Raw genomic sequence first — 26,880 nt, 5'->3', positions numbered from 1 at the left:
TGACCCTGCCCTCCGAGGGTGGACTTAACGGTGTTAAGTTGTCAAGCGTGAGTACGGATCCATCGGGGCGACCCGAACGCCGAGCCCCCCTCGACCGCAAACGCGTCGCCGACACCGCCCTGAAGCTCCTCAACGAGGTCGGTCTCGACGGCCTCACCCTGCGGGCCATCGCCAAGGAGCTGGACGTCAAGGCACCCGCCCTGTACTGGCACTTCAAGGACAAGCAGGCCCTGCTCGACGAGATGGCGACCGAGATGTACCGGCGCATGGTCGCCGGTCCGGCCCCCGGCCCCGAGGTCCCCTGGGACGAGCGGCTCCTCGCCGTCAACCACGGACTGCGCGACGCCCTGCTCGGCTACCGCGACGGCGCCAAGGTGTTCAGCGGCTCCCGTTTCACCGGCGTCGAGCACGCCGTCCAGATGGAGGCGAACCTCCGCTGCCTCGTCGACGCGGGCTTCACCACCGCCCAGGCCGTCCGCGCGAGCATGACGGCGTACGTCTACACGATCGGCTTCGTCACGGAGGAGCAGGGCGTGCAGCCACTGCCCGGTGAGCGCCGTGAGGGGTACGACGTCGAGGAGCGGGCCCGGCGGATGGCAGACTTTCCCCTGTCGGCCGCGGCCGGCGCCGAGGTCTTCCAGGACTACGACCGACAGTTCGAGGAAGGGTTGCGGCTGGTGCTCGCAGGAATCGGGGCGACGTACGGAATGACGTACGGGAATTCGTCGTGATGCGGTGTGAGCGCGGCCCGGCCCTCATCTTTCGAGTGATGTCCGGGCGGGACCGAGTTGACTTCCGGCGCCGAATAACTCTTACTGTCGCGGAATCTGCAGCTGAGAGAGCCCAGGTGTGCGCGTGACCAACCGTCCCCCGATACTGTCCATTGTCGTACCTTGTTACAACATCGAGACCTATGTCTCGGACACCGTGACAAGTCTCGTCAACAACGACCAGGACGACTTCGAGTTCATCTTCGTCGAGGACCGCTCGACGAAGGACAAGACCTACGAGGCGTTGCTGGAACTGACGAAGCGGCTGAAGAACGGCAGGGTGATCCGGCACGAGCAGAACGGCGGCCTGGCCACCGCCCGCAACACCGGCATCGACGCCTCCGAGGGCACGTACATCACGTTCCTCGACGGCGACGACTGGCTGGCCCCGGGCTATCTGAAGGACCTCGTCGACGTCATCCGGCGCCACGACGTCGACTTCGTGCGCACCGACCACGTACAGGTCACCGGCATCGAGCGGGCCGTCCACCGGGCGCCCGAGGGCCGTCGGAACGTCCCGCTGGACCCGCGCACCTCGATCCTCCCGGTCGACGACACCACGATGGTCGACTACCCCTACGCCTGGGCCGGCGTCTACCACCGCCGCCTCCTCGACAAGGGCATGCTGCGCTTCCACGACGGCCTCAAGACCGCCGAGGACCGCCCCTGGATCTGGGACCTGCACCGCAGGGCCGAGTCCTACGTCACCGCCAGCCTGCGCGGGGTCTTCTACCGCCGTGGCGTCACCACCTCGCTCACCCAGATCGGTGACGTCCGCCAGCTGGACTTCTTCCGGTCCTTCGACCTCGTACTCGCCGAACTCGCCAGCGACCCCGAGGTCGGGCTGCTGCGCAAGAAGGCGCTGCGCAACTACTGCGTCGTCATCGCGCACCAGCTCCTCCAGCGCAGCCGCTTCGACCGGCCCACCGCCGCCAAGCTGCGGCAGATGAGCGCCGACGCACTGAACAAGATGTCCGAGGACGAGCTGCAGGCCGCCCTCATCGGGATGGGCGAGCAACGCGTCCATCTGCTGCGGCGCGTGCGCGGCGGCATGAAGGGAATCGCGGCATGATCCAGATCTTCTTCTCGGCGACGCAGTACGCCGCGGCGACCGTCACGGCCGCCCTCCGCGCCGACCTCTTCGGCCCGCGCGAGGACCACCGCCGCATCCTCGTCGTCAGCAACACGGCCGCCATCCCGGAGGTCGGTACCCCGCTCGACCGGATGGCCGGCTTCGAGAAGCTGCGCCCCGAGTTCGACGAGGTGCGCTCCTGGAACGAGTTCATCTCCCCGCACCACCCGGCAGGCTGGTCCCCCCGCGCGCAGGACGCGATCATGTGGGAGAAGGCCGTACGACTGGCCTGGAACCTCGGTGACGAGCCCGTCGAGATCGCCTGCGAGTCGATCCAGGCGAACCCGTCCCGCGCGGTCGCCGAGATCTTCGCCGACAGCCCGATCCACGTGTACGCGGACGGCCTGATGAGCTACGGCCCCACCCGCAACCGCATCCCGCACGGCATGAGCAGCCGTATCGCCCGGGTTCTGCACCTCGACCTCATACCGGGACTGCGGCCCCTGCTGCTCGCCGAGTACGGCGTGGAGCCGGTGCCGATCCCGAACGAGCCGATCGTCGAGGTCCTCAACGAGATCGGGGAGCAGGGCTTCGACCTGCTCGCCGCCCGTATCCCGGCCGAGAACCGTCCGACGGCCGTGCTCCTCGGTCAGTACCTGTCCGCCATCAACCTCATCACCCAGGAGGAAGAGGAGGAGCTGCACGTCCGGATGCTCCGGGCCGCGGCCAAGGCCGGCCACACCGCCGTCCTGTTCAAGCCGCACCCGAGCGCCCCGGCCGCGTACTCCACGTCCCTGCAGACCGCCGCCACGGACCTCGGCGTGCACCTGAGCGTCCTCAACGAACCGGTGCTCGCCGAGACGGTGTTCGCGTACCTGAAGCCGCAACTGGTCGTCGGCTGCTTCTCCACCGCCCTGATGACCGCCGCGACCTTCTACGGCATCCCGGTCGCCCGGGTCGGCACGGAGTCGCTCCTCGACGCCATCACGCCCTACGAGAACAGCAACCGCATCCCGCTCACCATCATCGACGCGGCCCTGCCCAACGCCGAACGCGACCTCGCGTCCAGCATCGGCGTGCCGTCCGACGATCCGGGGCTGGTCGCGCGCCTGGAGCCGCTGGTGAAGGCGGTCGGGTACTGCATGCAGTCCCGCAAGCACTCGCAGCTGCGCGAAGAGGTGGCCGTCTGGCTGTCGACCCATCTGTCGGAGAACGCCCACTACTTCAAGCGCCGCCGCCTGACCAGCCTCCGCCTCCCCGGCGGCAGCACGGTCCGCGCGGAGACGCTGCGGCGCAACCCGACGGTCCGCAAGGTCGTGAAGCGGATCAGGGCGGCACAGTCCTGACGGGACACGGATACGGAACGTGAGAGGGCCCGGGGTCGGATACCGACCCCGGGCCCTCTCACGTACTCAGCTCACATCGACAGCTTCAGCTTCTCGCCCAGCTGCTTCGACTGCAGTGTCATCGTCCGCTTCAGCCGCGACCCGAACGGCCGCTCGATGAACCTGTGCATCAGCCAGGCCAGCGACAGCAGGCCCGCCACCGACGCGAGGATCGTCAGGTAGGGGTCGAGGCCCCAGCCGCGGTGCAGGATCCGGATGAAGAACCAGCCCAGGTGCTCGTGGATCAGGTAGAAGGGGTACGTCAGCGCGCCCGCGATCGTCAGCCAGTTCCAGTTCGCCCAGCGGGTCCAGCCCAGTGCGACCACCGCGACCGACGCGAAGGCGAGCAGCACGATGCCCTGGATGACGTACGGGTTGCGCACGAAGTCGCCCTGCGCGCCCGGGTGCCACAGGGCCGTCACCGAGTAGCGCTGGCCCAGCAGGAACGACATGCCGACGATGCCCCACAGGAGCAGGTCGCTGCCGTAGCGGTGGATCAGGTACAGGGCCAGGCCGCCGATGAAGAAGGGGGCGTGGTCGCGGAAGGTCAGCTCGGAGATCAGCGGGTTGTCCGCGACCCGGGCGAAGGCGCCGGCCAGCGTCCACAGGATGCAGAAGGTCACCACCCGGCGGTAGGTGACGCCCTTCCAGACCACGAACAGCGCGAACAGTACGTAGAACTTCAGCTCGACCCAGAGGGTCCAGCACACGCCCAGGACGCGCGAGCTGCCCAGCGGCTGCTGCATCATCGTGAAGTTGAGCAGGAACTCGTCGGCGCGCACATGGTGCACGACCACCGGCATCAGGAACGAGGCGGCGGTGACCATGACGAGCGCCACCCAGTAAGCCGGGTAGAGGCGCGCGATGCGCGAGCGGAAGAAGTCGCCCAGCGTCTTGCCCCAGCTGCTCATGCAGATCACGAAGCCGCTGATGACGAAGAAGAACTGCACCCCGAGGCTGCCGTAGGTGGCGAACTGGGACAGGGTCGGGAACATCACACCGGGCGACTGGTTCCAGGACTCGGCGACCGTGCCGTTCTTGCCGGCGAAGTGGTACATGCAGACCATCAGCGCGGCCACCAGCCGCAGTCCGTCCAGCGCCCTGAGCCGACTGACCGGCCGGGCCTTCTTGCCCTCGGCGGAGGGCGGGACGGCCGCTTCGGCACTCCCGGACCGCGGACCCGGCGGCGGAGCCGGGAGCGGGGGTGCCATGGTCTGGTCGGCCGCGGTCATCGGGTGGCCTTTCGCAGCGGGGACAAGAAGGGGGGAAGCGAAGCTGACTCATCGACGGTAACCAGGAGAGTCAGGAGCAACCCAAAGAGGTAGCACAGAACTCTCACGGATGAATAACCGGTCAGCTCATTGACGTATGCACGCACTCGAAGGTTGCGCGCACGCCAACGCGCCGCCACCCGTCTCCGTATGTGGTCCGTATACGAATCGGTGGCGACGCGTTCGGCAGATTAGATGCCCGCGGGGCCCGTTGTCACCGCTTCACCGTTTTGCTCAACGCCCGTGCCCGGCGCGCGATCCGGCGCACGGTCGCGTTGCGCGGGATGAACGACAGCTGGGACGGCAGCGCGCCGGGCAGCGCCAGCGAGGTCAGCCGGCGGCGCTTGAAGTAGCGCCAGGTCTGCTCGGTGAGGTGCTTGGAGAGATACGTCTCCGCCTCCGGACGCAGCCTCGGGTAGATCCGGGGCTGCATGCAGAAGCCGATCGCCTTGAGCAGCCCGGACAGCGTCTTGCCGACCTGCTTCTCGGACGGCAGCGACCACTTCTGCACGGCCTTGGCGTCCGCGAGGTCCGGCAGCAGCGCGTCCACGATGGTCAGCGGTACGCGGTTGCTGTTCTGGTACGGCGCGATCTTCTCCAGGACGGTGTCCGTGCCGACCCGGGCGACCGGGAGGCCGTACAGGCCCGCCGCCGTGAACAGGCCGGTGGAGAAGCAGCCGACGACCAGCGCGGGGCGCAGCCGCTGGAAGAGGACCTCGGCGAGCACGGGCCCGTCCAGGACGGTGAGTTCGGCGCCGAGCTTCTTCGCCTCCACCTCCAGCGAGCCCGACCAGGCGGTCGGCGCTGTCGGGTGCGGCTTGAAGACCAGCGAGCGGTGCCCGGCCTTCACGGCGCCGCGCACCATACGCAGATGCAGTTCCTCCTCCTCGTGCGGGGTGAGGATGCCCAGCGCGGAGAGGTACTGGCCGAGCAGCAGCGCGGGCTGCCCGGCGGGGAGCTTCGCCGTCTCAGGATCCGTCTCCGGCTCGGCCTCGGCGAGTTCGCCCAGCACCTTCAGGAACGCCTCGGACGGCACCAGTTCGGCGGGCACGTCGAACTCGGTGAGCAGCAGCGGGGTGAGGCCCGGGACGAGGTCGAGGTGCAGCAGGCGCCCGATACGGGTGCCCACCAGCGCGTCGATCTTCTCGCGTGTGGGGCCATAACTTATGAGGCCGTCCGCGTAGACGTCGACGGGGGCGCCGGTGAACAGCTGGCACAGCGCGAGCGCCGGGTAGACCTGCACGGACTCGACGACCAGCTCGATGTTGTCGGCACCGAGGTTCCACAGCAGCCGCAGATGCCGCTCCCACAGCGGGACGTCGTCGGCGCGCGGGCCCCAGCCGCTGGGGTGGAAGGGGGCGATCGTCTCGTTCCAGGACAGGACCTCGTCGAACCGCGCGCTCACCCGGTCGAAACCGGACATCGCGTCGACCCCGGGGGTGATCTCGGGGTTGGCCGCGTTGTTGGTGAGCAGCAGGATGCGGCGGTCGGCCGGCTCGAAGAGCCCGGCGTCCATGGCGGCGGCCAGCGTGGCGGCCCCGTACAGCGTCGACGCGCAGTAGATCCGAGTCGTACGGGTCCGGTTGCCGCTGGGCTTCGGAATGCTGCCGGCCATCAGACGGACACCGTCCCGGCGGACGCGGAGACGGGCCTGCGCCGCACCTTCCGCAGCCGGTTGGCCCGCTGGACGTCCATCGAGTCGATGGCCTCCGCGAGGACGTCCTGCGGCATCCGCTTCAGCGCGGCGGCGCTCAGCGAGCGCAGTTTTCGGGCCACGGCGGGTTCGAACCTCTCGATCGCTCCGAGATGATGAGCCATGATCGCGCAGTAGGTGCGCACTGCTTTGGGCAGCAGCCTATCGGCCTCGGGGTCGCGGGCCGTTTCCTCGATGACCTGGTCGAAGGCCCGGATGAAGTCGAGTTGGCGAACATCACCGATTTGGGTGAGCGAGGAGGCGACCCCACGCCGGTAGAAGACGCCGAGCAGCCCGACGGCGGCGAACGACTCCGCCTCCCGGTGCAGCTTCCAGATCCACGGCCGGTCCTCCGCCGTACGCAGCCCGTCGGTGAAGTGCAGGATTCCGCGGTCGACGAGCCGGCGGTGGTAGATGCCCGCCCAGGCATAGGCGTAGTCGACGGAGGTGGAGCGGTCGGTGGGCAGGATCGCGTCCCTCGGCGACATCACCACCCCGCGTCGGCCGTGTGGGACGTGGTGGATCGCGCGCCTGTTGCCTGTGCACTGCACATGGTCGGTACGAACGAAATCGCAGCCCAACTCCTCAATAGCGGCGAGGAGTTGAGGGAAATAGCCGGGGGCGAGCCAGTCGTCGCCGTCGAGGAACGTGAGGTATTCGCCACGCGCTTTGTCGATACCGGTGTTGCGGGCGGTGGCCAGGCCTCCGTTCTTCTCGTGGCTGACCAGCACGGCGCCCGGCAGCTCGCGCTCTGCGCGCGCGAGGATGTCCGGAGTCTCGTCGCGAGAGCAGTCGTCGACGAGGATGAACTCGAAGTCGTCGCGCGCGTTGGCGCGCAGACTCTTCAGAGTGTCGGGCGCGTATTGCTGCACGTTGTAGAACGGCACGATGACGGAGAGCTTGACCACGCGTCCGAGGTTAGAGCCTCTCCGGTGGTCTCACTTTACCCGGGGTTTGATGTCGGGTGAACTACATGTGTCCGGCCGGTGAATCAAGGGGGTTTCTGCACGTTTGACGTCTTGATTCAAGCCGACGCGACCTTTTGTTAACCCTTTGTTGCCCCCGGATTCGGCGGAAGCCCCCCATGTCGGCTTAAGGTCTTGGGCGTGCCAGCCAGTACCACGAGCCCCATGAGGGTTGCCGTCCTCGCCGATTCCGACACTCGGTGGAAATGGGGTGCGCTCACTGCCAGCCGTATTTCTCCTGATAATTCGGACATTCATCTTGACGGCTACCTCCTCAGAGGCCGGGCCACCCCCACCGCCCGCCAGCTCCAGGAGGTAGGGGTCAAGGCGGACTCCCTGCGCGAAGTGACCGCCCTTGAGTTCCTGCGGGCCATGGACCAGGAGGAGCCGTACGACATCCTCGTGCTCGCCCTGGTCGGCGGCGGCGTCCAGGCGATGCTGCACGGCCTCGGACACGTGTGGGACGAGACCGCCCTGCGCCCCGTCGTCGTCACCGGCTACGTCGGCGTCGTCTACGAGAAGCTCGCCGACGGTCTCCTGCTGCGCCACGGCGCCGACCTGGTCCTCGCGAACTCCCGCCAGGACGCCGACCGTTTCAAGGCCGTGTACGACGGAGTCGGCGCCGATTCGTCCGCTGTGACCGAAGTCGCACTCCCCTTTCTCGGCGGTTCGGCATACACAGGTGAGCATGGTCACCCGTACACCGTGGTGTTCGCCGCCCAGCCCTCCGTCCCGGAGAGCCGCAAGGACCGCACGTATCTCCTCGACCGGCTCGTGCAGCACGCGAAGCTGCACCCCGAGCGCGAGGTGCTGCTCAAGCTGCGCTCCAAGCCCGGCGAGCACACCACGCACATCGAGGAACTGCCCTACCAGAAACTGGCCCAGCGCGCCGACCTTCCGCCCAACTTCAAGCTGGTCTACGGGCACATGGGCGAGGTCCTGGACCGCACGGACCTGCTGGTCACCGTCAGCTCGACGGCCGCGCTCGAGTCCCTGCACCGCTCCATCCCGACCGTCGTGCTGAGCGACCTCGGCGTGCGCGAGGCGCTCGGCAACCACCACTTCGTCGGCTCCGGCTGCCTCGCCTCCTGGGAGCAGTTGGACGCCGGTCACCAGCCGGTTCCGGACACGGACTGGGTGGCTCGGCAAGGTGTCGCGGCCGATGGCTCGTACGAGACGGCCTTCGACGCCGCACGCGACAGGATCGACCGTCTTCTGGGATCCTCGAAGCTTCCGCCCCTGGCCCCGTACTACACACCGATGACGGCTCCCGGATATTTGCCGGGTATTCTCGCTCGGCACCACCTCGGCCCCGACGGCGTTCCGCTGCCCGGAGCCCCGGCCGCCGACAAGGAGCCGGGAGCGGTGCGGCAGATCGTGCGTCGCGCGGCCCGCGGCGCCTACCGGCACGGCGTGCAGCGCGTCGCGCCCGTGATCCGGCGCATGGGGGAGCTGTGACCGACCGGGTTCCCCGTCAGGCACACGAACGTCAAGCACGCGAAGAGCGTCAAGGAGTACAGGCAATGTCCAAGCCGGAGTCCAACCCGCAAGCGGGCCGAGCGACCGCGCGGCCCCGCGTGCTCGCGGTCATCCCCGCGAGAGGCGGCTCCAAGGGCGTACCCGCGAAGAACCTGCTGCCGGTCGGCGGGGTCCCGCTGGTCGCCCGCGCGGTGCGCGAGTGCCTCGCCGCCAAGCTGGTCACGGACGTCGTCGTCTCCACCGACGACCAGGCCATCGCCGCCGCGGCCCGCCAGGCCGGCGCCGAGGTCGTGCTGCGTCCCGCCGCCATCGCCGGTGACACCGCGACCTCCGAGGCCGCCGTCCTGCACGCCATGGACGCCCACGAGACGCTGCACAACGCCAAGGTCGACGTGGTGCTGCTCGTGCAGTGCACCAGCCCGTTCATCATCCGCGAGGACGTCGACGGCGTCGTCGGCGCGGTCGTGAACAACGGCGCGGACAGCGCGCTGACCGTCGCCCCCTTCCACGGCTTCATCTGGCGCGACGCGGCCGACGACCCGCAGCCCGCGCCCGGCGAGAGCGCGGCCGTCGAGGGCGGCACCGACACCGTGACCACGACGGAGACGGTGACCGTCGGCGGCGGCTATGGCGTGAATCACGACAAGTCCTTCCGGCCCCGCCGCCAGGACCGCCCCCAGGACCTGCTGGAGACCGGCGCCGTCTACGCGATGGACGCCACCGGCTTCCGTAAGTCGAAGCACCGTTTCTTCGGTCACACCGAACCCGTGCGCACCGACCCGGCCCGCGTGCTGGAGATCGACGACCCGCACGACCTCGCCCGCGCCCGGGCCCTCGCGACGCTCTTCGACGCGGAACGCCCCGGCGCCCTCCCGACCGCCGACGACATCGACGCGGTCGTACTCGACTTCGACGGCACCCAGACCGATGACCGGGTGCTGATCGACTCCGAAGGACGGGAATTCGTCTCCGTGCACCGCGGCGACGGACTCGGCATCGCCGCGCTGCGCAAGAGCGGCCTGCGCATGCTGATCCTGTCCTCGGAACAGAACCCGGTCGTCGCCGCCCGCGCACGGAAGCTACAGCTGCCCGTGCTGCACGGCATCGACCGGAAAGACCTCGCGCTGAAGCAGTGGTGCGAGGAGCAGGGCATCGCGCCGGAGCGCGTGCTCTACGTCGGCAACGACGTCAACGACCTCCCGTGCTTCGCCCTGGTGGGCTGGCCCGTGGCGGTCGCGAGCGCCCACGACGTTGTGCGCGGCGCCGCACGCGCGGTCACCACCGTCACAGGCGGCGACGGCGCGATCCGAGAGATCGCCAGCTGGATCCTCGGCCCCTCTCTCGACCCCCTCAACAAGAAGTAAGGAACCCCCAGAATGACCTCCACCCGCTTGCGCTCGTTCGGTTCGAAGACCGCCGGCCCCGGTCAGCCCGTCTACATCGTCGGCGAGATCGGCATCAACCACAACGGTGACCTTGAGAACGCCTTCAAGCTGATCGACGTGGCCGCCGAAGCCGGCTGCGACGCGGTCAAGTTCCAGAAGCGCACCCCGGAGATCTGCACCCCGCGCGACCAGTGGGACATCGAGCGCGACACCCCCTGGGGCCGCATGACCTACATCGACTACCGCCACCGCGTGGAGTTCGACGAGAACGACTACCGCAAGATCGACGAGCACGCCAAGAAGCGCGGCATCGACTGGTTCGCCTCCCCGTGGGACACCGAGGCCGTCGCGTTCCTGGAGAACTTCGACGTCCCGGCCCACAAGGTCGCCTCCGCGTCCCTGACGGACGACGAGCTGCTCGTCGCCCTGCGCAAGACCGGCCGTACGGTCATCCTGTCGACGGGTATGTCCACCCCGAAGCAGATCCGTCACGCGGTCGAGGTCCTGGGCAGCGACAACATCCTGCTCTGCCACGCGACGTCGACGTACCCGGCGAAGGCCGAGGAGCTGAACCTCCGCGTCATCAACACGCTGGAGAAGGAGTACCCGAACGTCCCGATCGGTTACTCCGGCCACGAGACCGGCCTGCAGACCACCCTCGCGGCGGTCGCCCTCGGCGCCACCTTCGTCGAGCGTCACATCACCCTCGACCGCGCGATGTGGGGCTCCGACCAGGCCGCCTCCGTCGAGCCGCAGGGCCTGACCCGCCTCGTCCGTGACATCCGGATCATCTCGGAGTCCCTCGGCGACGGCGTCAAGAAGGTCTACGAGTCCGAGATCGGCCCGATGAAGAAGCTCCGTCGTGTCTCCGGCGTCATCGCCGACGCCGAGATCGCGGCTGCCGCGGGCGAGCCCGTCACCGCCTGATCAGCACCACTCAGCGGCCCCACCGGCGCGAGCCGGTGACCACTGTCCGGTGACCACTGTCGTCCAGCGGATTCCCCAGTCCGTACTCACGGAAGCGACGGTCGTACGTCGATGAGCCCACGCGCCGGTACCACCGGCCCCCATACTCTCGCCTTCGTCGAGAGCCCGGTCCAGCTCCTGAACGTGCTGGAATGGGCGCATGTGCATGCGCACGCGCTCAGCCCGGAGGGGGCCGGCGGTCCGGCGTCGGCCGTTCCCGCCCGCAAAAAGGGAAAATTCGCGGCACGGGTCCCCGGACAGGCGACACGCCGCTGGCGCAAGGGCCAGAACCGCCCGACGGTACTCCGGGACCGGGAACCGGCGGTCGGCGGACTGACCCTGGTGGTCCTCTCCCCGGTCGACCCGATGACCCGGGGCCAGCTGCGCCGCATGGCCGAACTCGCCCGCGAGGAGGGCCACGAGGTCCGCTGGGAGGACGCGCGGGCCGGAACCTCGGCCCCGTTCCGCACGATCGGCGGCCTGGCCCCCCTCCTGCGCCGCACGCGGCGCATCGTGATGGGAGACCCGTTCTCCCGCTACGTACAAGTACTTCTCAACATCACCAAGGCCCGTGACCTCGTCGTGGTCGACGACGGCACGGCGACCATGGAGTTCGTCTCCCAACTGGCGCGCGGCGAACGCCTGGTGCGCTGGCACCGCAAGTCGCAGCGCCCCGGCGCGCGGGACCTGCTGTTCATCCCGGTGTCGTCGAAGGCCCGCCGCAGACTGACCCCGGGCGGCAGGCGCAGGGTCGAGATCTTCTCGTCCATGCCGATCGAGGACACCCCGAAGGGCGTCGAGGTCACCTCCAACGACTTCGCCTGGACCCGCTCCCGCTTCGGCCCCCCGCATATCTCCGAGGGCGCCGACATGGTGGGCACCTCCCTGGTGGAGACGGGCGTGGTGGACGCCGACAGCTACCGCGAGGCGGTCCGCACCCTCGCCAAGACCCACGGCGTGACGCGTTACTTCGCCCACCGCCGCGAAAGCCCCGAGAAACTCCACGACCTGGCCGCCTGCACGGGCCTTGAGGTGGTCCGCCCGGACCTCCCCCTGGAACTGATCGCCCGCAGGGGCCCCATCGGCCGTACGATCCTGAGCTTCCCCTCGACGGTGGTCCACACCCTCCCCCTGGCCCTGGCCGGTACGGACGTCAAGGTCGCCGTCTGCGACATCGACCCGGCCTGGCTGACGGCGAACGCGTCCCCGAGGGCACAGGGCTTCCTGTCGGGCGTGACGGGATCGGCGCGGGACGTGGAGCGGGTGTCGACGGAGTCGGACCAGCCGGAGCAGTCGGTGAGGGAGGCGAAGGCGACGGGCTGACGCCCGTTGCCCCACTGCTTCGGTACCTGGTCTCCCGCTGTTCGTCGCGTGCCGAGGGGCTTCTTCGCGAGCTCTCCGCGAGGCGCAGCCGGTTCTCGGCCGGGCCGGGCTCCGGGGCGGCCGGGCGTGTTGTCGCGGGGCCCCGCGCCCAGAGGCGGGCGCGGGCGGCGCGGCCCGCTTCCCCGCCCCCGGAGGGTTACCCCACCGGCTTGCGCGCCAGCAGGAACGCGCGCTGGCGGGTCTCGTCCTCGTGGGGTTCGCGGATCGTTTGCGCCTGCACGGTCAGGCCCGCCTTGGTCAGGAGTGCGGCGACGCTGTCCGGCGTACGGAACCAGTAGTCCAGGGACATCTCGTGGCCGAAGCGTTCCGCGAGGTGGAGGTGGCTGTCGTCGGGGCCCGCCTGGAAGCCGAGGAGGACGTGGCCGCCGGGGGCCAGGACGCGGTGGAACTCCGTGAACACCGTGGGGAGGTCGCTGTCCGGGACGTGGATGATCGAGTAGAGGGCGAGGACTCCGCCCAGGGTCTCGTCGGGCAGGTCCAGGGACGTCATCGAGCCGACGTGGAACCGGAGTTCGGGGTGGGCCCGGCGGGCCAGCGACACCATGCGCGGCGACAGGTCGACGCCGAACACCGGGACGCCGAGGGCGTGCAGTCTCGCGGTCACGTAGCCGGGCCCGGAGCCGATGTCCGCGACGGGCGCGGAGCCCTGGGCCCGGACCAGTTCGGCGAACGCGGAGACGAGGGAGCGGTCCAGGGGGAGGTCCGCCAAGTGGTCCGCGTATCGCTCTGTGTAGTCGGCGGCCATGGCGTCGTAGGACGCGCGGGTGGCGTGGAGGAAGTCATGGGTCGTGGCGGTCACGGGGGTGCACGTTACCGGGGCCCGGTGCGGGCGAGGGGGCGTTCCCGTGGGCGACGGCGAGTGTTCATGTGCTGTGACCGTGGCCGTTTCGGTGGGTGGACGGAACCGGCGGGGCGATCGTCGGCGTGGCATCGTTGGAGGGGCTGGACGGACATGGGTGCCCGGAAAGTGCCCTCATGATCCGAATCAGCCGGAAAGGCGGGCGAGTTTACCCATCCCCGTGCACGAATATGCCTCCGGTGGTCAGATTTTCTTCCCCTAACAGGTTGAACTTTTGTTGATCGTGGGTCAGTTGACCGCCCGGGCGTCCTACCCTTCAAAGGGTGAACAGTCTGATGTCGCCAGAGTCCGAGGTCGATCTCCCCGGGGAAGCCGCGCTTCCCGGCACGTTGCCGGAGGCGCTGCGCGCCGAACTGGTCATGTTCCGGCGCGACTTGCACATGCACCCGGAGCTGGGCAACCAGGAGTTCCGCACCACCGCCGCGATCAAGGAACGGCTGGAGAAGGCGGGCCTGAAGCCGCGCGTGCTCTCCATCGGAACCGGCCTCATCTGTGACATCGGTGACACCGGCGACCTCGGAACCGACCCCGAGGGGCGGGACAGCGGAACCGTTCCGCCCATGCTGGCGCTGCGCGCGGACATCGACGCGCTGCCCATCCCGGACACGAAGAGTGAGTGCGCGTACCGCTCGACCGTGCCCGACCGGGCCCACGCCTGCGGCCACGACATCCACACGACCGTGGTCCTCGGCGCCGGCCTGGTCCTCGCCGAACTGCACAAGCAGGGCCGGCTCCCGCGCCCGGTCCGGCTGCTCTTCCAGCCCGCCGAGGAGATCCTGCCCGGCGGCGCCACGGACGCCATCGAGTGCGGTGTGCTCGACGGGGTCGGGCGGATCATCGCCGTGCACTGCGACCCGAAGGTCGACGCCGGGCGGATCGGGCTGCGCCACGGCCCCATCACCTCCGCCTGCGACCGCCTGGAGGTCTCCCTCGACGGCGCCGGCGGCCACACCGCACGCCCGCACCTCACCACCGACCTGGTCACCGCCGCCGCCCGGGTCGCCACGGACGTGCCCGCGCTCGTCGCCCGGCGCGTGGACGGCCGCAGCGGGCTCGCGGTGACCTGGGGCCGGATCGAGTCGGGGCACGCCTGCAACGTGATCCCGCAGCACGCCGAACTCTCCGGAACCGTCCGCTGCCTCGACCTGGAGGCCTGGCACCAGGCCCCCGACCTGGTCCACGCGGCCATCGACGAGATCGCCAACCTGTACCGCGCCAAGTCCGAGATCAACTACGTGCGCGGGGTACCGCCGGTCGTCAACGACCCGGTGACGACAGAGCTGTTGCGCGAGGCGATGACGGCCCGCCTGGGCGCCCACACCATCGAGGACACCGAACAGAGCCTCGGCGGCGAGGACTTCTCCTGGTACCTGGAACAGATCCCCGGCGCGATGGCCCGCCTGGGCGTCCGCAGGCCGGGCGAGCGAGGCGTACGAGACCTCCACCAGGGCGACTTCGACGCCGACGAGCACGCCATCAAGGTCGGCGTGGAACTGTTCACGGCGGCGGCGCTGCTTGAGGCACGACGGAGCTAGCAGGGCTGACGCCGGTGAGCGCGACGACGGCGGCCCCCTTCGGGAACGCGCCGGGCCCCGCGTTCGCGGCGTGACCCGCTGGGCAGGGCTCGGGGTGTGCCGGCCGTCTGGATGGGGCGGGCTCCAGCTCGGGCGGCCGACGTGTCCGCTGTGGAGAGGCTGACGGCATCGCCGCCCTGCGGCGGGGACCGTCGGCCTGCCGTCCGAGGGCGGTCGGCTTTCTGGTCGCGGGGCCGGTGCGTCCGCCGCGAAGGCGCTGACGGCATCGCCGCCGCGCGACGGTGTCGCCGTCGGCCCGCGCCTGATCCGCCGGGCAGGGCCGGGGTGTGACGTACAGGCTTGTGCAGGTTTGCGCCAGCGCGCCTGCTGTGGGGCGGCTGATTGCGTCGCCGCCGTGCGGCCGAGGCGTGACAGGTCGGGCAGGGATTGGTGCGTGCCGTCTGGATCGCGTCGGCTTCGGGTCGCGGTGCTGCTGTGGCTGTCGTCGTCGGCTCGTGGCCCGGGTGTGATTCGCCGGGCAGGGGCGGGGTGTGACGTACAGGCTTGTGCAGGTTTGCGCCAGGGCGCCTGCTGTGGGGCGGCTGATGGCATCGCCGCCGTGCGGTCCGGGCGTGACAGGTCGGGCAGGGCTTGGTGCGTGCCGTCCGGGTCGGGTCGGCTTCGGGTCGCGGTGCTGCTGTGGCTGTCGTCGCCGGCTCGTGGCCCGGGCGGGCTCCGCCGGGCAGGGGCGGGACGTGACGTACAGCCCCATGCAGGCTTACGCCGGTACGCCTGCCGTAGAGCGACCGATTGCGTTGCCGCCGTGCGGCCCGGGCGTCGGGCAGGCTCCCTGTCGTCCCGTCCCGCATGCGGCGCTGCCGCGCTGGGCGCCGTCGGCCCGCGTCTGATCCGCCGGGCAGGGCCGGGGTGCTGTCCGGGCTATCGCCAATGTCATCTTCGCGGCGCCCCCGCCGCGCCGCCGCGCCCGCTGCCGAGCAGTCGATGCCGAGCGGCGCCATGCGGCCCGGGCGTCGGGCCGGCGGACCGTCGGGCGGATTCGGAACCGTCGGGGAGGGGGCGGCGGTCGAAGTTCGGAGTGGGTCCCTTCCGGGACCCTTCGTCCCTTTGTTTCACTCCGTCGTAACCCTGCGTGGGCAAACGTAACCCCCCTCGGCACGAATCGATAACGGCCTTCCACAACCCCGTTCCCCTCCCTTTCTACGCGCGTTACTGTGCGCCGCAATCGCTGCCGTAGTCGGCGTATGGGTAAGCGGGCCGGGGACGGTGCCGTGGGGATGAAGGGGTGCCTGCTGTGCGTCTTATTTCTCGGAGGACTCGGTTCTCTCAAGCTGCGGTGACCGTCGCGGTCATCGCCCTCACGGCTGTCGGCTGCGGTGAGTCCAGCACCAGCTCGGGCACCTCGGACGAGGAGTCCGGCAAGTACACCGGCAAGGGCATCGGTCTCGCCTACGACATCGGCGGCAAGGGCGACCAGTCCTTCAACGACGCCGCCTACGCCGGTTTCGAGAAGGCCGAGAAGGAGTTCAGCATCGGCGGCCGGGACATCGAGCCGCAGGACGGCGAGTCCGACGCGGACAAGGTCCAGCGCCTCACCCAGCTCGCCCAGGCCGGCTACAACCCGGTCATCGGCGTCGGCTTCATCTACGCGCCCGCCGTCAAGGAGGTCTCCGCCAAGTTCCCGGACATCACCTTCGGCATCATCGACGACGAGCAGGTCAGCGCGAAGAACGTCGCCGACATGGTCTTCACCGAGGAGCAGGCCTCCTACCTGGCCGGCGTCGCCGCCGCCAAGACCTCCAAGGTCAACCACATCGGCTTCATCGGCGGCGTGGACATCCCCCTCATCCACAAGTTCGAGGCGGGCTTCGTCCAGGGTGCCAAGTCCATCAACCCCAGCATCAAGATCGAGTCGCAGTACCTGACCGAGACCCCCCAGGAGGGCGGCTTCGCCAGCCCCGACAAGGGCAAGGACGCGGCCAGCGGCCAGATCGAGGCCGGCGCCGACGTGCTCTACCACGCGGCCGGCCTCTCCGGCCAGGGCGTGATCTCCGAGGCCGCGAGCAAGAAGGTCTGGGCGATCGGCGTCGACTCCGACCAGTACGGCCAGAAGGCGCTCGCCGAGTACAAGGACTACATCCTCGGCTCGGCCCTGAAGAACGTCGGCGGCGCTGTCTACGACCTCGCCAAGTCCGTGTACGAGGGCAAGCCGCTGAGCGGCGTCCAGCGCGGCGACCTCAAGTCGGGCGGCGTCGGGTTCGCCGACAGCAACCCGAAGTACAAGGCGATGACGGACGTCGTGGCCGCGGTCGACAAGGCCAAGCAGGACATCATCGACGGCAAGGTCACCGTCAACACCAAGTAAGTCAGGTCTGACATCCGACAGCAGAGCGGCGCCCCGGTCCATGTGGCCGGGGCGCCGCTCGTCGTACCGAACCATGTGACGGTCAGGCCATCCAGAAGAACACCGCCGTCATCCGCTTCTCCGCCAGCGTCGTCCCGCAGTAACCCGTCGCGCTGTGCACGAGGTTGGCGTTGTAGAGGAGCAGGCGGTTGTACTTGTGCGGTACCTGTACGTCCTCCTCGAAGGCGTCCGGTGCCACGAACCGTGTGCCCAGTGCCTCGACCAGGCTGTTGTGCGGGGCCTGCACCGTGTTGCCGCCGAGTCTGCCGCCGGGCAGGGACTGGCGGAAGAAGCTGGTGCCGCAGTTCCTCGGGGCGCTCGGGTTGAGGTACAGGACAGCCGCGTACCGGCACAGTGAGCGTGAGTCCGTGTGCGGGCGGGGGGTGCTCTCGCCTTCGCCGACCACCTGGACGCAGTTGTGGTTGAGGGTGCCGCCGCCGGGTGCCTGCTGCACCCACAGTTCCTTCGCCCCCGTCGACTGCCGCACCAGCCGCTCGATCCGGCCAAGCTCGGCCGGTTCGAGCCCCGGCATGGCCCGCAGCCCGGGCCAGCTCTCCGAGGTGTACGGGTACCCCTCGGTCCAGTCGTCCTTGGCGAGGCAGCGCTCGCGTACGGCGTCCACGTCCGGCAGGACGTCGTCCAGGACCCAGTAGTCGCGGCCCTTGGTGGGCTTGCGGTAGGGCAGCACGGGCAGGGAGGCCGTCGCCCTGGGGTGCGGGGCGGGGCGTGGGGGTGGGGGTGGCAGTGGGGGCATGGGGCAGAACGTAGGGTGGGCTTGGTTTTGGGTGTGTCTGTACTCGGTCAACCTTGCCCCGGCTTTGGTCAACCTTCGGTCAGCCCGAAGTCAGCGGACGGCCGTATCCCTGGCCCTGGATACGCCCGGCCGGGCATCGTTCCTGCACACGGCCCGCTTGCTTCCCGCGAGGGGCGTGTTCCTGTCCGTAATGTGGGCCGCGACTGCGGCCACAGCTCGATAACGGACCGGACAGTTGGGGTTTTCCGTCTGGTCTACGCGCGTTACGCTGCGGCGGAACCTGCGCCTGGTATGGCGCTTGCACAAAGGAGTACCTTCCCATGCGCCGGCTGTCCCGAATCGCGGTTGCGGGTATCGCGTCCGCCACCCTCGCCGTCATCGCCACTGGCTGTGGCAGTTCGTCCTCGTCCTCGTCCTCCTCCAGCAGCGGCGACAGCGCGGGCAAGGGCCTCGCCCTCGCCTACGACATCGGCGGCAAGGGCGACCAGTCCTTCAACGACGCCGCGACCGCCGGCATGGACAAGGCCGACGCGGAGTTCGGCTACAAGAGCACCGCCGTCGAGCCGCAGGACGGCGAGTCCGACGCGGACAAGGCCCAGCGCCTGGAGCAGCTCGCCAAGCAGGGCTACAACCCGGTGATCGGCGTCGGCTTCGCCTACGCGCCGGCCGTCAAGGAGGTCGCCCCCAAGTTCCCGAAGGTCACCTTCGGTGTCGTCGACGACGAGCAGATCACCGCCGACAACGTCGCCGACCTGGTCTTCACCGAGGAGCAGGGCTCCTACCTCGCCGGTGTCACGGCCGCCCTCACCACCAAGACGAACGTCGTCGGCTTCATCGGTGGCGTGGACGTCCCGCTGATCCACAAGTTCGAGGCGGGCTTCAAGCAGGGCGTCGAGGACACCAAGAAGGGTGTCACGGTCAAGTCGCAGTACCTGACCGAGACCGCGCAGGAGGGCGGCTTCTCCAGCCCCGACAAGGGCGAGAGCGCCGCCGAGGGCCAGATCGACAGCAAGGCGGACGTCATCTACGCCGCCGCCGGTCTCTCCGGCCAGGGCGTCATCAAGGCCGCCGCCGCGAACAAGATCTGGGCGATCGGTGTCGACTCGGACCAGTACAAGCAGGACGCGCTGGCCAAGTACAAGGACTCCATCCTGACCTCGGTCCTGAAGGACGTCGCCGGGGCCGTCTTCAACCTGGCCAAGTCGGTCAAGGACGGCAAGCCCGAGACCGGTGTCGTCCGCGCGGACCTCGCCTCCGGCGGTGTCGGCCTGGCCGACTCCAACCCGGTCTTCAAGGACAACGCCACCCTCCAGGAGGCGCTGAAGAAGGCCGAGGCCGGCATCAAGGACGGTTCGATCAAGGTCAAGACCTCCTGACCTGACGTCAGGGGGCTTGAACGTGGTCGACGAGGCACTGTAATAACAGCGTCACGGCCATGGAACGGGGTGCGGAGAGGATGGTCGATCCGCACCCCGTTCGCGCGGCAGAATGCTCGGACTGCCACAGTACGGATCGGTACGGATCAATCAGCTAATGATCAAGTCCGGTCAAGTCCGGGCACTATTTAAAGCAGGGGCGCTACGCGCGTAGAGAGGCCCCTTTCCCAAGGAGAGTGCGCCATCGACGCGTCCAGCAGCCCTCCGCCCACAGATCGGTCGACGACCGCGGTCGAGCTGGCGGGCATCACCAAACGGTTCCCCGGTGTCGTCGCCAACCACGACATCCACCTCACGGTCAGCAAGGGCACCGTGCACGCCCTGGTCGGCGAGAACGGGGCCGGCAAGTCCACCCTGATGAAGATCCTCTACGGCATGCAGAAGCCGGACGAGGGCACCATCGCGGTCGACGGCGAGCAGGTCACCTTCTCCTCGCCCGCCGACGCCATCGCGCGCGGCATCGGCATGGTCCACCAGCACTTCATGCTCGCGGACAACTTCACCGTCCTGGAGAACGTCGTCCTGGGCAGCGAGAAGCTCCACGGCATCGGCGGCGGCGCCCGCCGCAAGATCAAGGAGATCTCCGACCGCTACGGGCTGAACGTCCGCCCGGACGCGCTCGTCGAGAACCTCGGCGTCGCCGACCGCCAGCGCGTCGAGATCCTCAAGGTCCTCTACCGGGGCGCCAAGACCCTCATCCTCGACGAGCCGACCGCCGTCCTCGTCCCGCAGGAGGTCGACGCCCTCTTCGAGAACCTGCGCGAGCTGAAGTCCGAGGGCCTGGCCGTCATCTTCATCTCCCACAAGCTCGGCGAGGTCCTCTCGGTCGCCGACGACATCACCGTCATCCGGCGCGGTACGACGGTCGGCACGGCCGTCCCCGCCGAGACGACCCCGCGGCAGCTGGCCGAACTGATGGTGGGCAGCGAGCTGCCGACCCCGGAGACCAGCGAGTCGACGGTGACCGACCGGCCGGTGATCGAGGTCCGCGACCTCATCGTCGTCGACAAGGGCACGATCCAGCTGAGCAACCAGACCCCGGCGGGCATGCTGATGTCCGAGGTGGAGCGCGGCGCGGTCAAGCTCGCCGTGGACAACGTCTCCTTCACCATCCACGCGGGCGAGGTCCTCGGCATCGCCGGTGTCGAGGGCAACGGCCAGACCGAGCTGATCGAGGCCCTCATCGGCCTGCAGAGCGCGGACTTCGGCACCATCGCCCTGGAGGGCGAGGAGATCACCCCCTGGCCCACCCGCAAGCGCCGCGAGCACGGCGTCGGCTACATCCCCGAGGACCGCCACCGCCACGGCCTCCTCCTCGAAGCCCCGCTGTGGGAGAACCGCATCCTCGGCCATGTCACCGAGAAGCCCAACAGCAAGGGCAAGCGCGGCTTCTGGCTCGACCCGAAGGGCGCCCAGGAGGACACCCGCCGCATCGTCGAGGCCTACGACGTCCGCACCCCCGGCATCGACGTCACCGCCGCCTCCCTGTCCGGCGGCAACCAGCAGAAGCTGATCGTCGGCCGCGAGATGACCCACAAGCCGCGCTTCCTGATCGCCGCCCACCCCACCCGGGGCGTGGACGTCGGCGCCCAGGCACAGATCTGGGACCAGATCCGCGAGGCCCGCCGCGAAGGACTCGCGGTACTGCTGATCTCCGCCGACCTGGACGAGCTGATCGGCCTGTCGGACACCCTGCGCGTCATCTACAACGGCAGGCTGGTCGCCGACGCCGATCCGGCCACCATCACGCCGGAGGAGCTGGGCTCGGCCATGACGGGTGCCGCCACCGGCCACCTGGAGCACATCGAGTCCGGGGAGGACGACGCCTGATGAAGAAGTTCGACAAGGAGCGGCTGCTCCTCGCGGTGGCCGGGCCGGTCATCGCGCTCGTCGCGGCGATCGCCCTGACCTCGGTGGTGCTGCTCGCCTCGGGCCGCAACCCGTTCGAGCCGTACGCCCTGATGCTGGAGCAGGCGTCGTTCTCCGACGTCCAGGTCCTCATCGTCAACCAGGCGTCGATGTACTACATCGCCGCCCTCGCGGTCGCCCTCGGCTTCCGGATGAACCTGTTCAACATCGGCGTCGACGGCCAGTACCGCCTCGGCGCGATGATGACGGCCGCGGTCGGCGCGAACGTATCCCTCCCGTCCTTCCTCCAGATCCCGCTGCTCCTCCTGGTCGCCATGCTGACCGGCGCCTTCTGGGCCGGTATCGCGGGTGTCCTGAAGGTCACCCGGGGGGTCAGCGAGGTCGTCGCGACGATCATGCTCAACGCGATCGCCACCAGCCTCATCGGCTGGCTGATGCTCTCCGACAACCTGGGCGTCCAGGTCGGCAACAACAACACCACCGGCGTGATGAAGGAGTCCGGCTGGTTCCCGGGCATCGACCTCGGCGCGGACGTCGGCGAGATCTACGGCCTGGTCTTCCTCGCCGTCCTCCTCGGCATCCTCTACTGGGCCGTCCTCAACCGCACCCGCTTCGGCTTCGACCTGCGCGCCACCGGCGAGTCCGAGTCGGCCGCCGCCGCCTCCGGCGTCGACGCCAAGCGCATGGTGCTGATCTCCATGCTGATCTCCGGCGGTGTGGCGGGCATGTCCGGCCTGCCGCTGCTGCTCGGCGAGGTCCACACCTACAGCCTGAGCTTCCCGGCGGGCCTCGGCTTCACCGCCATCGGCATCGCCCTCCTCGGCCGCAACAACCCCGGCGGCATCGCGTTCGCCGCCCTGCTGTGGGCCTTCCTCGACAAGGCGTCCCCCGCCCTCGACTACGCGACCCCGGTGGCGTACGAGAAGGAGATCGCCACCATCATGCAGGGCCTGATCGTCTTCGCGGTCGTCATCTCGTACGAGGCCGTACGTCAGTGGGGTCTGCGCCGCCAGCAGCGTCAGGTGGGCGCCGAACTGGCCGCAGCCGCCGCCGACAACAACTCCACCCAGAAGGAGGTGGCGGCCCGATGAGCACCGACACCATCGCCAAGCCGCAGGCGAAGCAGCCCGGCAAGGGCAGCCGCCGGATCTCGCTCCCGGTACTCCTGCTGATCATCGCGGGTGTGCTGGTCCTGACGTCGGTCGTGCGCCTGATCACGGGCGCCGACGGCATCACCTCCACCGGCCAGATGTCGACCGCCCTGCGTCTCGCCGTGCCGATCGGGCTCGCGGGCCTCGGCGGGCTGTGGGCCGAGCGCGCGGGCGTCGTCAACATCGGCCTCGAAGGCATGATGATCCTCGGCACCTGGTTCGGCGCCTGGGCCGGCTACCAGTGGGGCCCGTGGGTGGGCATCCTCTTCGGCATCATCGGCGGTTGCCTCGGCGCCGTCCTGCACGCCATCGCGACGGTGACCTTCAACGTCAACCACATCGTCTCCGGTGTGGCCATCAACATCCTGGCCCTGGGCACCGCCCGCTACCTCTCGAAGTTCACCTTCGAGGACGCGCCCGGCGGCTCCTCCAAGCAGTCCCCGCCGATCGACTCCCTCGGCACCTTCGATATCCCAGGGCTGGCCGGCTGGCTGGACACGCTCAACCAGAAGCACTGGTTCCTGATCTCCGACATCGGGGGCCTCCTCGGCGGTCTGATGACCGACCTCTCCCCGCTGACGGTCATCGCGGTGGCCCTCGTACCCGGCAGCTGGTGGATCCTGTGGCGCACGGCCTTCGGCCTGCGGCTGCGCTCCTGCGGCGAGAACCCGGTGGCCGCCGAATCGCTCGGCGTCAACGTCTACAAGTACAAGTACCTGGCCGTGATCATCTCGGGCGGCTTCGCCGGCCTCGGCGGCGCCTTCCTGTCGATCGTCGCCTCGAACGTCTACCTCGACGGCCAGACGGCCGGCCGAGGCTACATCGGCCTCGCCGCGATGATCTTCGGCAACTGGATGCCCGGCGGACTCGCCCTGGGCGCGGGCCTGTTCGGCTACACCGACAGCCTCAACCTGCGCGGCGGCACGACCAACGTCCACGCGCTGATCCTGCTCCTGGCGATCCTGCTGGTGGTCGGCGCGGCCTACCTGGTGTGGAAGAAGCGGTACGTGCCCGCCGTCGTCACGGCGGTCATCTCGGTCGTCATGTTCTTCTGGTACGCCGACACGAACGAGGTCCCGCGCCAGCTGGTGACGGCGGCGCCGTACATCGTGACGCTGCTGGTCCTCTCCTTCTCGGCGCAACGCCTGCGGATGCCCAAGGCGGACGGCATGCCGTACCGCAGGGGGCAGGGCAAGTGACCGCCTCCGGGGTCGACTGGGAGAAGCTGCGGGCGGTGGCCCGGGACGCGATGTCCCGGGCGTACGCCCCCTACTCCGGCTACCCGGTCGGCGCGGCGGCCCTGGTCGACGACGGCCGCACGGTCTCCGGCTGCAACGTCGAGAACGCGTCGTACGGCCTCGGCCTGTGCGCCGAGTGCGGCCTGGTCTCCGAGCTGCAGCTGACGGGCGGCGGCCGGCTGACGCACTTCACGTGCGTGGACGGCAAGGGCGACATCCTCGTCCCGTGCGGTCGCTGCCGGCAGCTGCTGTACGAGTTCGGGGGCGCGACCCTGCTCCTGGAGACCCCGGCGGGGGTCCTGCCGCTCTCGGAGATGCTGCCCCAGGCCTTCGGCCCGGACCACCTCACCAAGTAACCCGCCGAGCAACTCCCGTACGGCCCCCCTGAGTTGGCGATCACTCGGTCTCAGGGGGGCCGCACAGTTTCGTAGAACCACCGGAAGGAAGCCAAAGCCATGGCCATGGACGTCATCTCCGTCATCCGCACCAAGCGGGACCGAAGCGAACTCAGTGACGAGCAGATCGACTGGGTCATCGACGCGTACACGCGCGGCGAGGTCGCCGACGAGCAGATGTCCGCGCTCGCCATGGCGATCCTGCTGAACGGCATGAACCGCCGCGAGATCGCCCGCTGGACGGCGGCGATGATCGCGTCCGGCGAGCGCATGAACTTCGACGCGCTGTCCCGCCCGACGGCGGACAAGCACTCGACGGGCGGGGTCGGAGACAAGATCACCCTGCCGCTGGCCCCCCTGGTGGCGGCCTGCGGTGCCGCAGTACCCCAGCTCTCGGGCCGTGGCCTCGGCCACACGGGCGGCACCCTGGACAAGCTGGAGTCCATCCCGGGCTGGCGCGCGCTCCTCTCCAACGAGGAGATGCTGCACGTCCTGGACACCACGGGCGCGGTGATCTGCGCGGCGGGCGACGGCCTCGCGCCGGCGGACAAGAAGCTGTACGCGCTACGGGACGTGACAGGCACGGTCGAGGCGATCCCCCTGATCGCCTCGTCGATCATGTCGAAGAAGATCGCGGAGGGCACCGGCTCCCTGGTCCTGGACGTGAAGGTGGGCACGGGCGCCTTCATGAAGACGATCGAGGACGCCCGGGAACTGGCGTCCACGATGGTGGGCCTGGGCACGGACCACGGCGTGCGTACGGTGGCCCTGCTGACCGACATGTCGACACCGCTCGGCCTGACGGCGGGCAACGCGCTGGAGGTACGGGAGTCGGTGGAGGTCCTGGCGGGCGGCGGCCCGGCCGACGTGGTCGAGCTGACCCTCGCCCTGGCCCGCGAGATGCTCGACGCGGCGGGCGTGAAGGACGCCGACCCGGCGAAGGCACTGGCGGACGGCTCGGCGATGGACGTCTGGCGCCGGATGATCGCGGCCCAGGGCGGCGACCCGGACGCGGAACTGCCGGTGGCGCGCGAGCAGCACGTGATCAAGGCGCCGTCGTCCGGCGTCCTGACCCGCCTGGACGCGTACGGCATCGGCGTCGCCGCCTGGCGCCTGGGCGCGGGGCGGGCACGCAAGGAGGACCCGGTGCAGGCGGGCGCGGGCGTCGAACTGCACGCCAAGCCCGGCGACACGGTCACGGCGGGCCAGCCCCTGCTGACCCTCCACACGGACACTCCGGAGCGTTTCGAGTACGCCCTCCAGGCGGTCGAGGGTTCGTACGACATCGGGGCTGCGGGGAGCGACTTCGCGGCGGCGCCGGTGGTGCTGGAGCGGATCGCCTGAGGCGGTAACTCCGGGGACCTCGGGGAGGGGCGGTCGTTCCCTCCCGGAGGCCCGGAGGCCCGGAGGCCCGGAGGCCCGGAGGCCCGGAGGCCCGGAGGCCCGGAGGCCCGGAGGCCCGGAGGCCCGGAGGCCCGGAGGCCCGGAGGCCCGGAGGCCCGGAGGCCCGGAGGCCCGGGTTCGGGGTTCCGGTCAGCCCAGCAGGGCGGCGATCACGACCAGCACCGGTACGGCCAGGATCGTCGACAGCAGGATCGACTCGCGGGCCAGGGTCTCGCCCACGCGGTAGCGGCCCGCGTAGGTGAAGAGGTTCTGGGCGGCGGGCAGGGCCGAGGTCACCACCACGTCCAGCAGGGCCGCGCCGTGCAGGCCGAAGACTCCTGCGCCCAGCGCCCAGGCGACCGTCGGCTGGCCCACCGACTTCAGGGCCACCGACAGCAGTACGGGGGTCCGCTCCGCGCCGCGCAGCGGCCACGTGCTGCCAACCAGCGAGATGCCGAAGGCCATCAGCACCGCCGGGACCGACATGTTGCCGATCAGCGTCAGCGGGTCCATGACCGGCGCGGGGACGGTGAGTCCGGTCGCCGCCACCAGTACCCCGGCCAGCGTGGCCACGGCGATCGGGTTACGGATCGGCGTGATCAACTGCCGCCAGAGCGGGCCCTTCTCGCCGGTGCCGGTCAGATCGAGAACGGTCAGCGCGATCGGTGTGACCACGATCAGCTGGAACAGCAGCACCGGCGCGACCAGCGAGGCGTCCCCCAGCACGTACACCGCGATCGGGATACCGAGGTTGCCCGAGTTGACGTAGCTGGAGCAGAGGGCGCCGATCGTCGTACGTCCGGCGCCCCAGCGGCGTACGACACCGACCGCGATGAAGACGCTCGCCGCCGCGACCGTGCTGAGGGCGGTGATCAGGAGCCGGCTGGAGAAGATCACCGACAGGTCGGCCTTGGCGAGCATGGTGAACAGCAGGGCCGGGGTGGCCACATGGAAGGCGAGCTTGGTCAGGACCTCGCGGCCGTTGTCCCCGAGGTAGCCGCGCAGCCCGATCACGTAACCGACGCCGATGACGACCGCGATCACCGCGAACCCGGTCAGCACCCCCTGCACGGAGTCTCCTTCGCGGGGAGGGAGAGGGGGAGGGGGAGGGCGGAGCCGGAGGCAGGGGGTATCGCGGGCGGGGTTGGTTCATGGGGCATACACGCAACTCTCCGGGGGAGGAGGGGAGCGAGTCAAAGCGATCTCAACGGGTGGGCGAGGGTGGAGGTGGGCGATGAGTTATCGGCCCGGGTGCGGTCTACCGATCGTGGACGCCAAGACACCCGCTGTATTCATGCTTACCGGCCCCGTCACCAGGGAAGCGGTGCCGGGGCTGTGCGAGGACGTGCGGGCGCTGCTGGTGGCCACCGGTGCCGGGGTGGTGGTGTGCGATGTCGCGGGCCTCGGCCCGCCGGGGCTGGGCGCGGTGGAACTGCTCGCCCGGCTGCAGCTGACGGCCCGCCGGGCCGGAGGCGGCATCCGCCTCCGGG

Annotated in this window: 21 protein-coding genes and 1 pseudogene; 16 read left to right on the top strand and 6 right to left on the bottom strand. The window is 69.6% G+C overall.

The features are described 5' to 3' along the window. Positions 1-47 precede the first annotated feature (47 nt). The 3 genes from CW359_RS31370 to CW359_RS31360 all read left to right on the top strand — a co-directional run bounded on the left by CW359_RS31370 (position 48) and on the right by CW359_RS31360 (position 3,188). Entirely contained in the window at positions 48-731 is a 684-nt protein-coding gene (locus tag CW359_RS31370; protein ID WP_105973573.1) for a TetR/AcrR family transcriptional regulator C-terminal domain-containing protein, read from the top strand. A gap of 124 nt (positions 732-855) precedes the next feature. Next, entirely contained in the window at positions 856-1,842 is a 987-nt protein-coding gene (locus tag CW359_RS31365) for a glycosyltransferase family 2 protein (RefSeq protein ID WP_105973572.1), read from the top strand. After that, positions 1,839-3,188, top strand: coding sequence for a polysialyltransferase family glycosyltransferase (locus CW359_RS31360; RefSeq protein WP_105973571.1), 1,350 nt, complete (start codon positions 1,839-1,841; stop codon positions 3,186-3,188). Before CW359_RS31365 ends, CW359_RS31360 begins: the two co-directional genes overlap by 4 nt. A 71-nt stretch (positions 3,189-3,259) precedes the next feature. Here the strand turns inward: CW359_RS31360 and CW359_RS31355 are convergent, their stop codons facing one another. The 3 genes from CW359_RS31355 to CW359_RS31345 form a co-directional block, all read right to left on the bottom strand. Further along, positions 3,260-4,459, bottom strand: coding sequence for an acyltransferase family protein (locus CW359_RS31355; protein ID WP_198655458.1), 1,200 nt, complete (start codon positions 4,457-4,459; stop codon positions 3,260-3,262). Positions 4,460-4,712: 253 nt separating this feature from the next. Next, positions 4,713-6,113: a polysialyltransferase family glycosyltransferase gene (locus tag CW359_RS31350; RefSeq protein ID WP_105973570.1), complete on the bottom strand. Its 1,401-nt coding sequence runs from the start codon at positions 6,111-6,113 to the stop codon at positions 4,713-4,715. Continuing rightward, positions 6,113-7,099 (bottom strand): glycosyltransferase family 2 protein, encoded by a 987-nt coding sequence (locus CW359_RS31345; protein WP_105973569.1) that lies wholly within the window; start codon positions 7,097-7,099, stop codon positions 6,113-6,115. Before CW359_RS31345 ends, CW359_RS31350 begins: the two co-directional genes overlap by 1 nt. Before the next feature lie 198 nt (positions 7,100-7,297). Between CW359_RS31345 and CW359_RS31340 the strand changes: the two genes are divergently transcribed. The 4 genes from CW359_RS31340 to CW359_RS31325 all read left to right on the top strand — a co-directional run bounded on the left by CW359_RS31340 (position 7,298) and on the right by CW359_RS31325 (position 12,309). Beyond that, positions 7,298-8,614: a DUF6716 putative glycosyltransferase gene (locus CW359_RS31340; protein WP_105973568.1), complete on the top strand. Its 1,317-nt coding sequence runs from the start codon at positions 7,298-7,300 to the stop codon at positions 8,612-8,614. 65 nt (positions 8,615-8,679) lie between these two features. Then, positions 8,680-9,999, top strand: coding sequence for an N-acylneuraminate cytidylyltransferase (locus tag CW359_RS31335; RefSeq protein WP_105973567.1), 1,320 nt, complete (start codon positions 8,680-8,682; stop codon positions 9,997-9,999). A gap of 12 nt (positions 10,000-10,011) precedes the next feature. Next, complete coding sequence (locus CW359_RS31330; protein WP_105973566.1) at positions 10,012-10,947, top strand: N-acetylneuraminate synthase family protein; 936 nt, start codon at positions 10,012-10,014, stop codon at positions 10,945-10,947. A 111-nt stretch (positions 10,948-11,058) separates the two neighbouring features. Continuing rightward, on the top strand, positions 11,059-12,309 hold the full coding sequence (locus CW359_RS31325) for a hypothetical protein (protein ID WP_105973565.1): 1,251 nt from the start codon (positions 11,059-11,061) through the stop codon (positions 12,307-12,309). Between the two features lie 196 nt (positions 12,310-12,505). On the opposite strand, the gene CW359_RS31320 is transcribed toward CW359_RS31325, so the two are convergent. Further along, complete coding sequence (locus CW359_RS31320; protein WP_232838685.1) at positions 12,506-13,168, bottom strand: class I SAM-dependent DNA methyltransferase; 663 nt, start codon at positions 13,166-13,168, stop codon at positions 12,506-12,508. A gap of 335 nt (positions 13,169-13,503) precedes the next feature. Here CW359_RS31320 and CW359_RS31315 point away from each other — a divergent pair, with 335 nt between their 5' ends. Both CW359_RS31315 and CW359_RS31310 read left to right on the top strand, forming a co-directional pair. Continuing rightward, positions 13,504-14,763 carry an amidohydrolase gene (locus tag CW359_RS31315; protein WP_105973564.1) on the top strand — a complete coding sequence of 420 codons (1,260 nt, stop codon included), beginning with the start codon at positions 13,504-13,506 and terminating at the stop codon, positions 14,761-14,763. A gap of 1,333 nt (positions 14,764-16,096) precedes the next feature. Further along, the gene (locus CW359_RS31310; RefSeq protein ID WP_105973563.1) at positions 16,097-17,125 is read left to right on the top strand and encodes a BMP family lipoprotein; all 1,029 of its coding nucleotides are present in this window, start codon (positions 16,097-16,099) and stop codon (positions 17,123-17,125) included. Positions 17,126-17,207: 82 nt separating this feature from the next. Here the strand turns inward: CW359_RS31310 and CW359_RS31305 are convergent, their stop codons facing one another. After that, positions 17,208-17,918, bottom strand: coding sequence for a DUF6445 family protein (locus tag CW359_RS31305; protein WP_198655457.1), 711 nt, complete (start codon positions 17,916-17,918; stop codon positions 17,208-17,210). A gap of 320 nt (positions 17,919-18,238) precedes the next feature. On the opposite strand from CW359_RS31305, the gene CW359_RS31300 reads away from it, so the two are divergent. The 6 genes from CW359_RS31300 (at position 18,239) to CW359_RS31275 (ending at position 25,351) form a co-directional block, all read left to right on the top strand. Further along, positions 18,239-19,294, top strand: a complete 1,056-nt coding sequence (locus tag CW359_RS31300; RefSeq protein ID WP_105973561.1) for a BMP family lipoprotein — start codon at positions 18,239-18,241, stop codon at positions 19,292-19,294. A 243-nt stretch (positions 19,295-19,537) separates the two neighbouring features. Further along, entirely contained in the window at positions 19,538-21,184 is a 1,647-nt protein-coding gene (locus CW359_RS31295; protein ID WP_105973560.1) for an ABC transporter ATP-binding protein, read from the top strand. Continuing rightward, positions 21,184-22,314 carry an ABC transporter permease gene (locus CW359_RS31290; RefSeq protein WP_105973559.1) on the top strand — a complete coding sequence of 377 codons (1,131 nt, stop codon included), beginning with the start codon at positions 21,184-21,186 and terminating at the stop codon, positions 22,312-22,314. The genes CW359_RS31295 and CW359_RS31290 overlap by 1 nt, the downstream gene beginning before the upstream one ends. Next, a complete protein-coding gene (locus tag CW359_RS31285; RefSeq protein ID WP_105973558.1) occupies positions 22,311-23,573 on the top strand; it encodes an ABC transporter permease in 1,263 nt (420 codons plus the stop codon). The genes CW359_RS31290 and CW359_RS31285 overlap by 4 nt, the downstream gene beginning before the upstream one ends. Then, on the top strand, positions 23,570-23,968 hold the full coding sequence (locus CW359_RS31280) for a cytidine deaminase (RefSeq protein WP_105973557.1): 399 nt from the start codon (positions 23,570-23,572) through the stop codon (positions 23,966-23,968). The genes CW359_RS31285 and CW359_RS31280 overlap by 4 nt, the downstream gene beginning before the upstream one ends. Before the next feature lie 99 nt (positions 23,969-24,067). Beyond that, entirely contained in the window at positions 24,068-25,351 is a 1,284-nt protein-coding gene (locus tag CW359_RS31275) for a thymidine phosphorylase (RefSeq protein ID WP_105973556.1), read from the top strand. A gap of 189 nt (positions 25,352-25,540) precedes the next feature. Here CW359_RS31275 and CW359_RS31270 read toward each other — a convergent pair whose 3' ends face one another. Beyond that, positions 25,541-26,461 (bottom strand): AEC family transporter, encoded by a 921-nt coding sequence (locus CW359_RS31270; protein ID WP_105973555.1) that lies wholly within the window; start codon positions 26,459-26,461, stop codon positions 25,541-25,543. On the opposite strand from CW359_RS31270, the pseudogene CW359_RS47420 reads away from it, so the two are divergent. Further along, positions 26,418-26,864, top strand: a pseudogene (locus CW359_RS47420) (hypothetical protein); the annotation flags it as partial. The gene CW359_RS31270 and the pseudogene CW359_RS47420 overlap by 44 nt on opposite strands. Positions 26,865-26,880 lie beyond the last annotated feature (16 nt).

This window comes from Streptomyces geranii (genome assembly GCF_002954775.1).
Taxonomy (GTDB): Bacteria; Actinomycetota; Actinomycetes; order Streptomycetales; family Streptomycetaceae; genus Streptomyces; species Streptomyces geranii.
The sequence above is the reverse complement of the archived record's forward strand: the minus strand, read 5'-3'. Positions and strand labels throughout refer to the sequence as shown.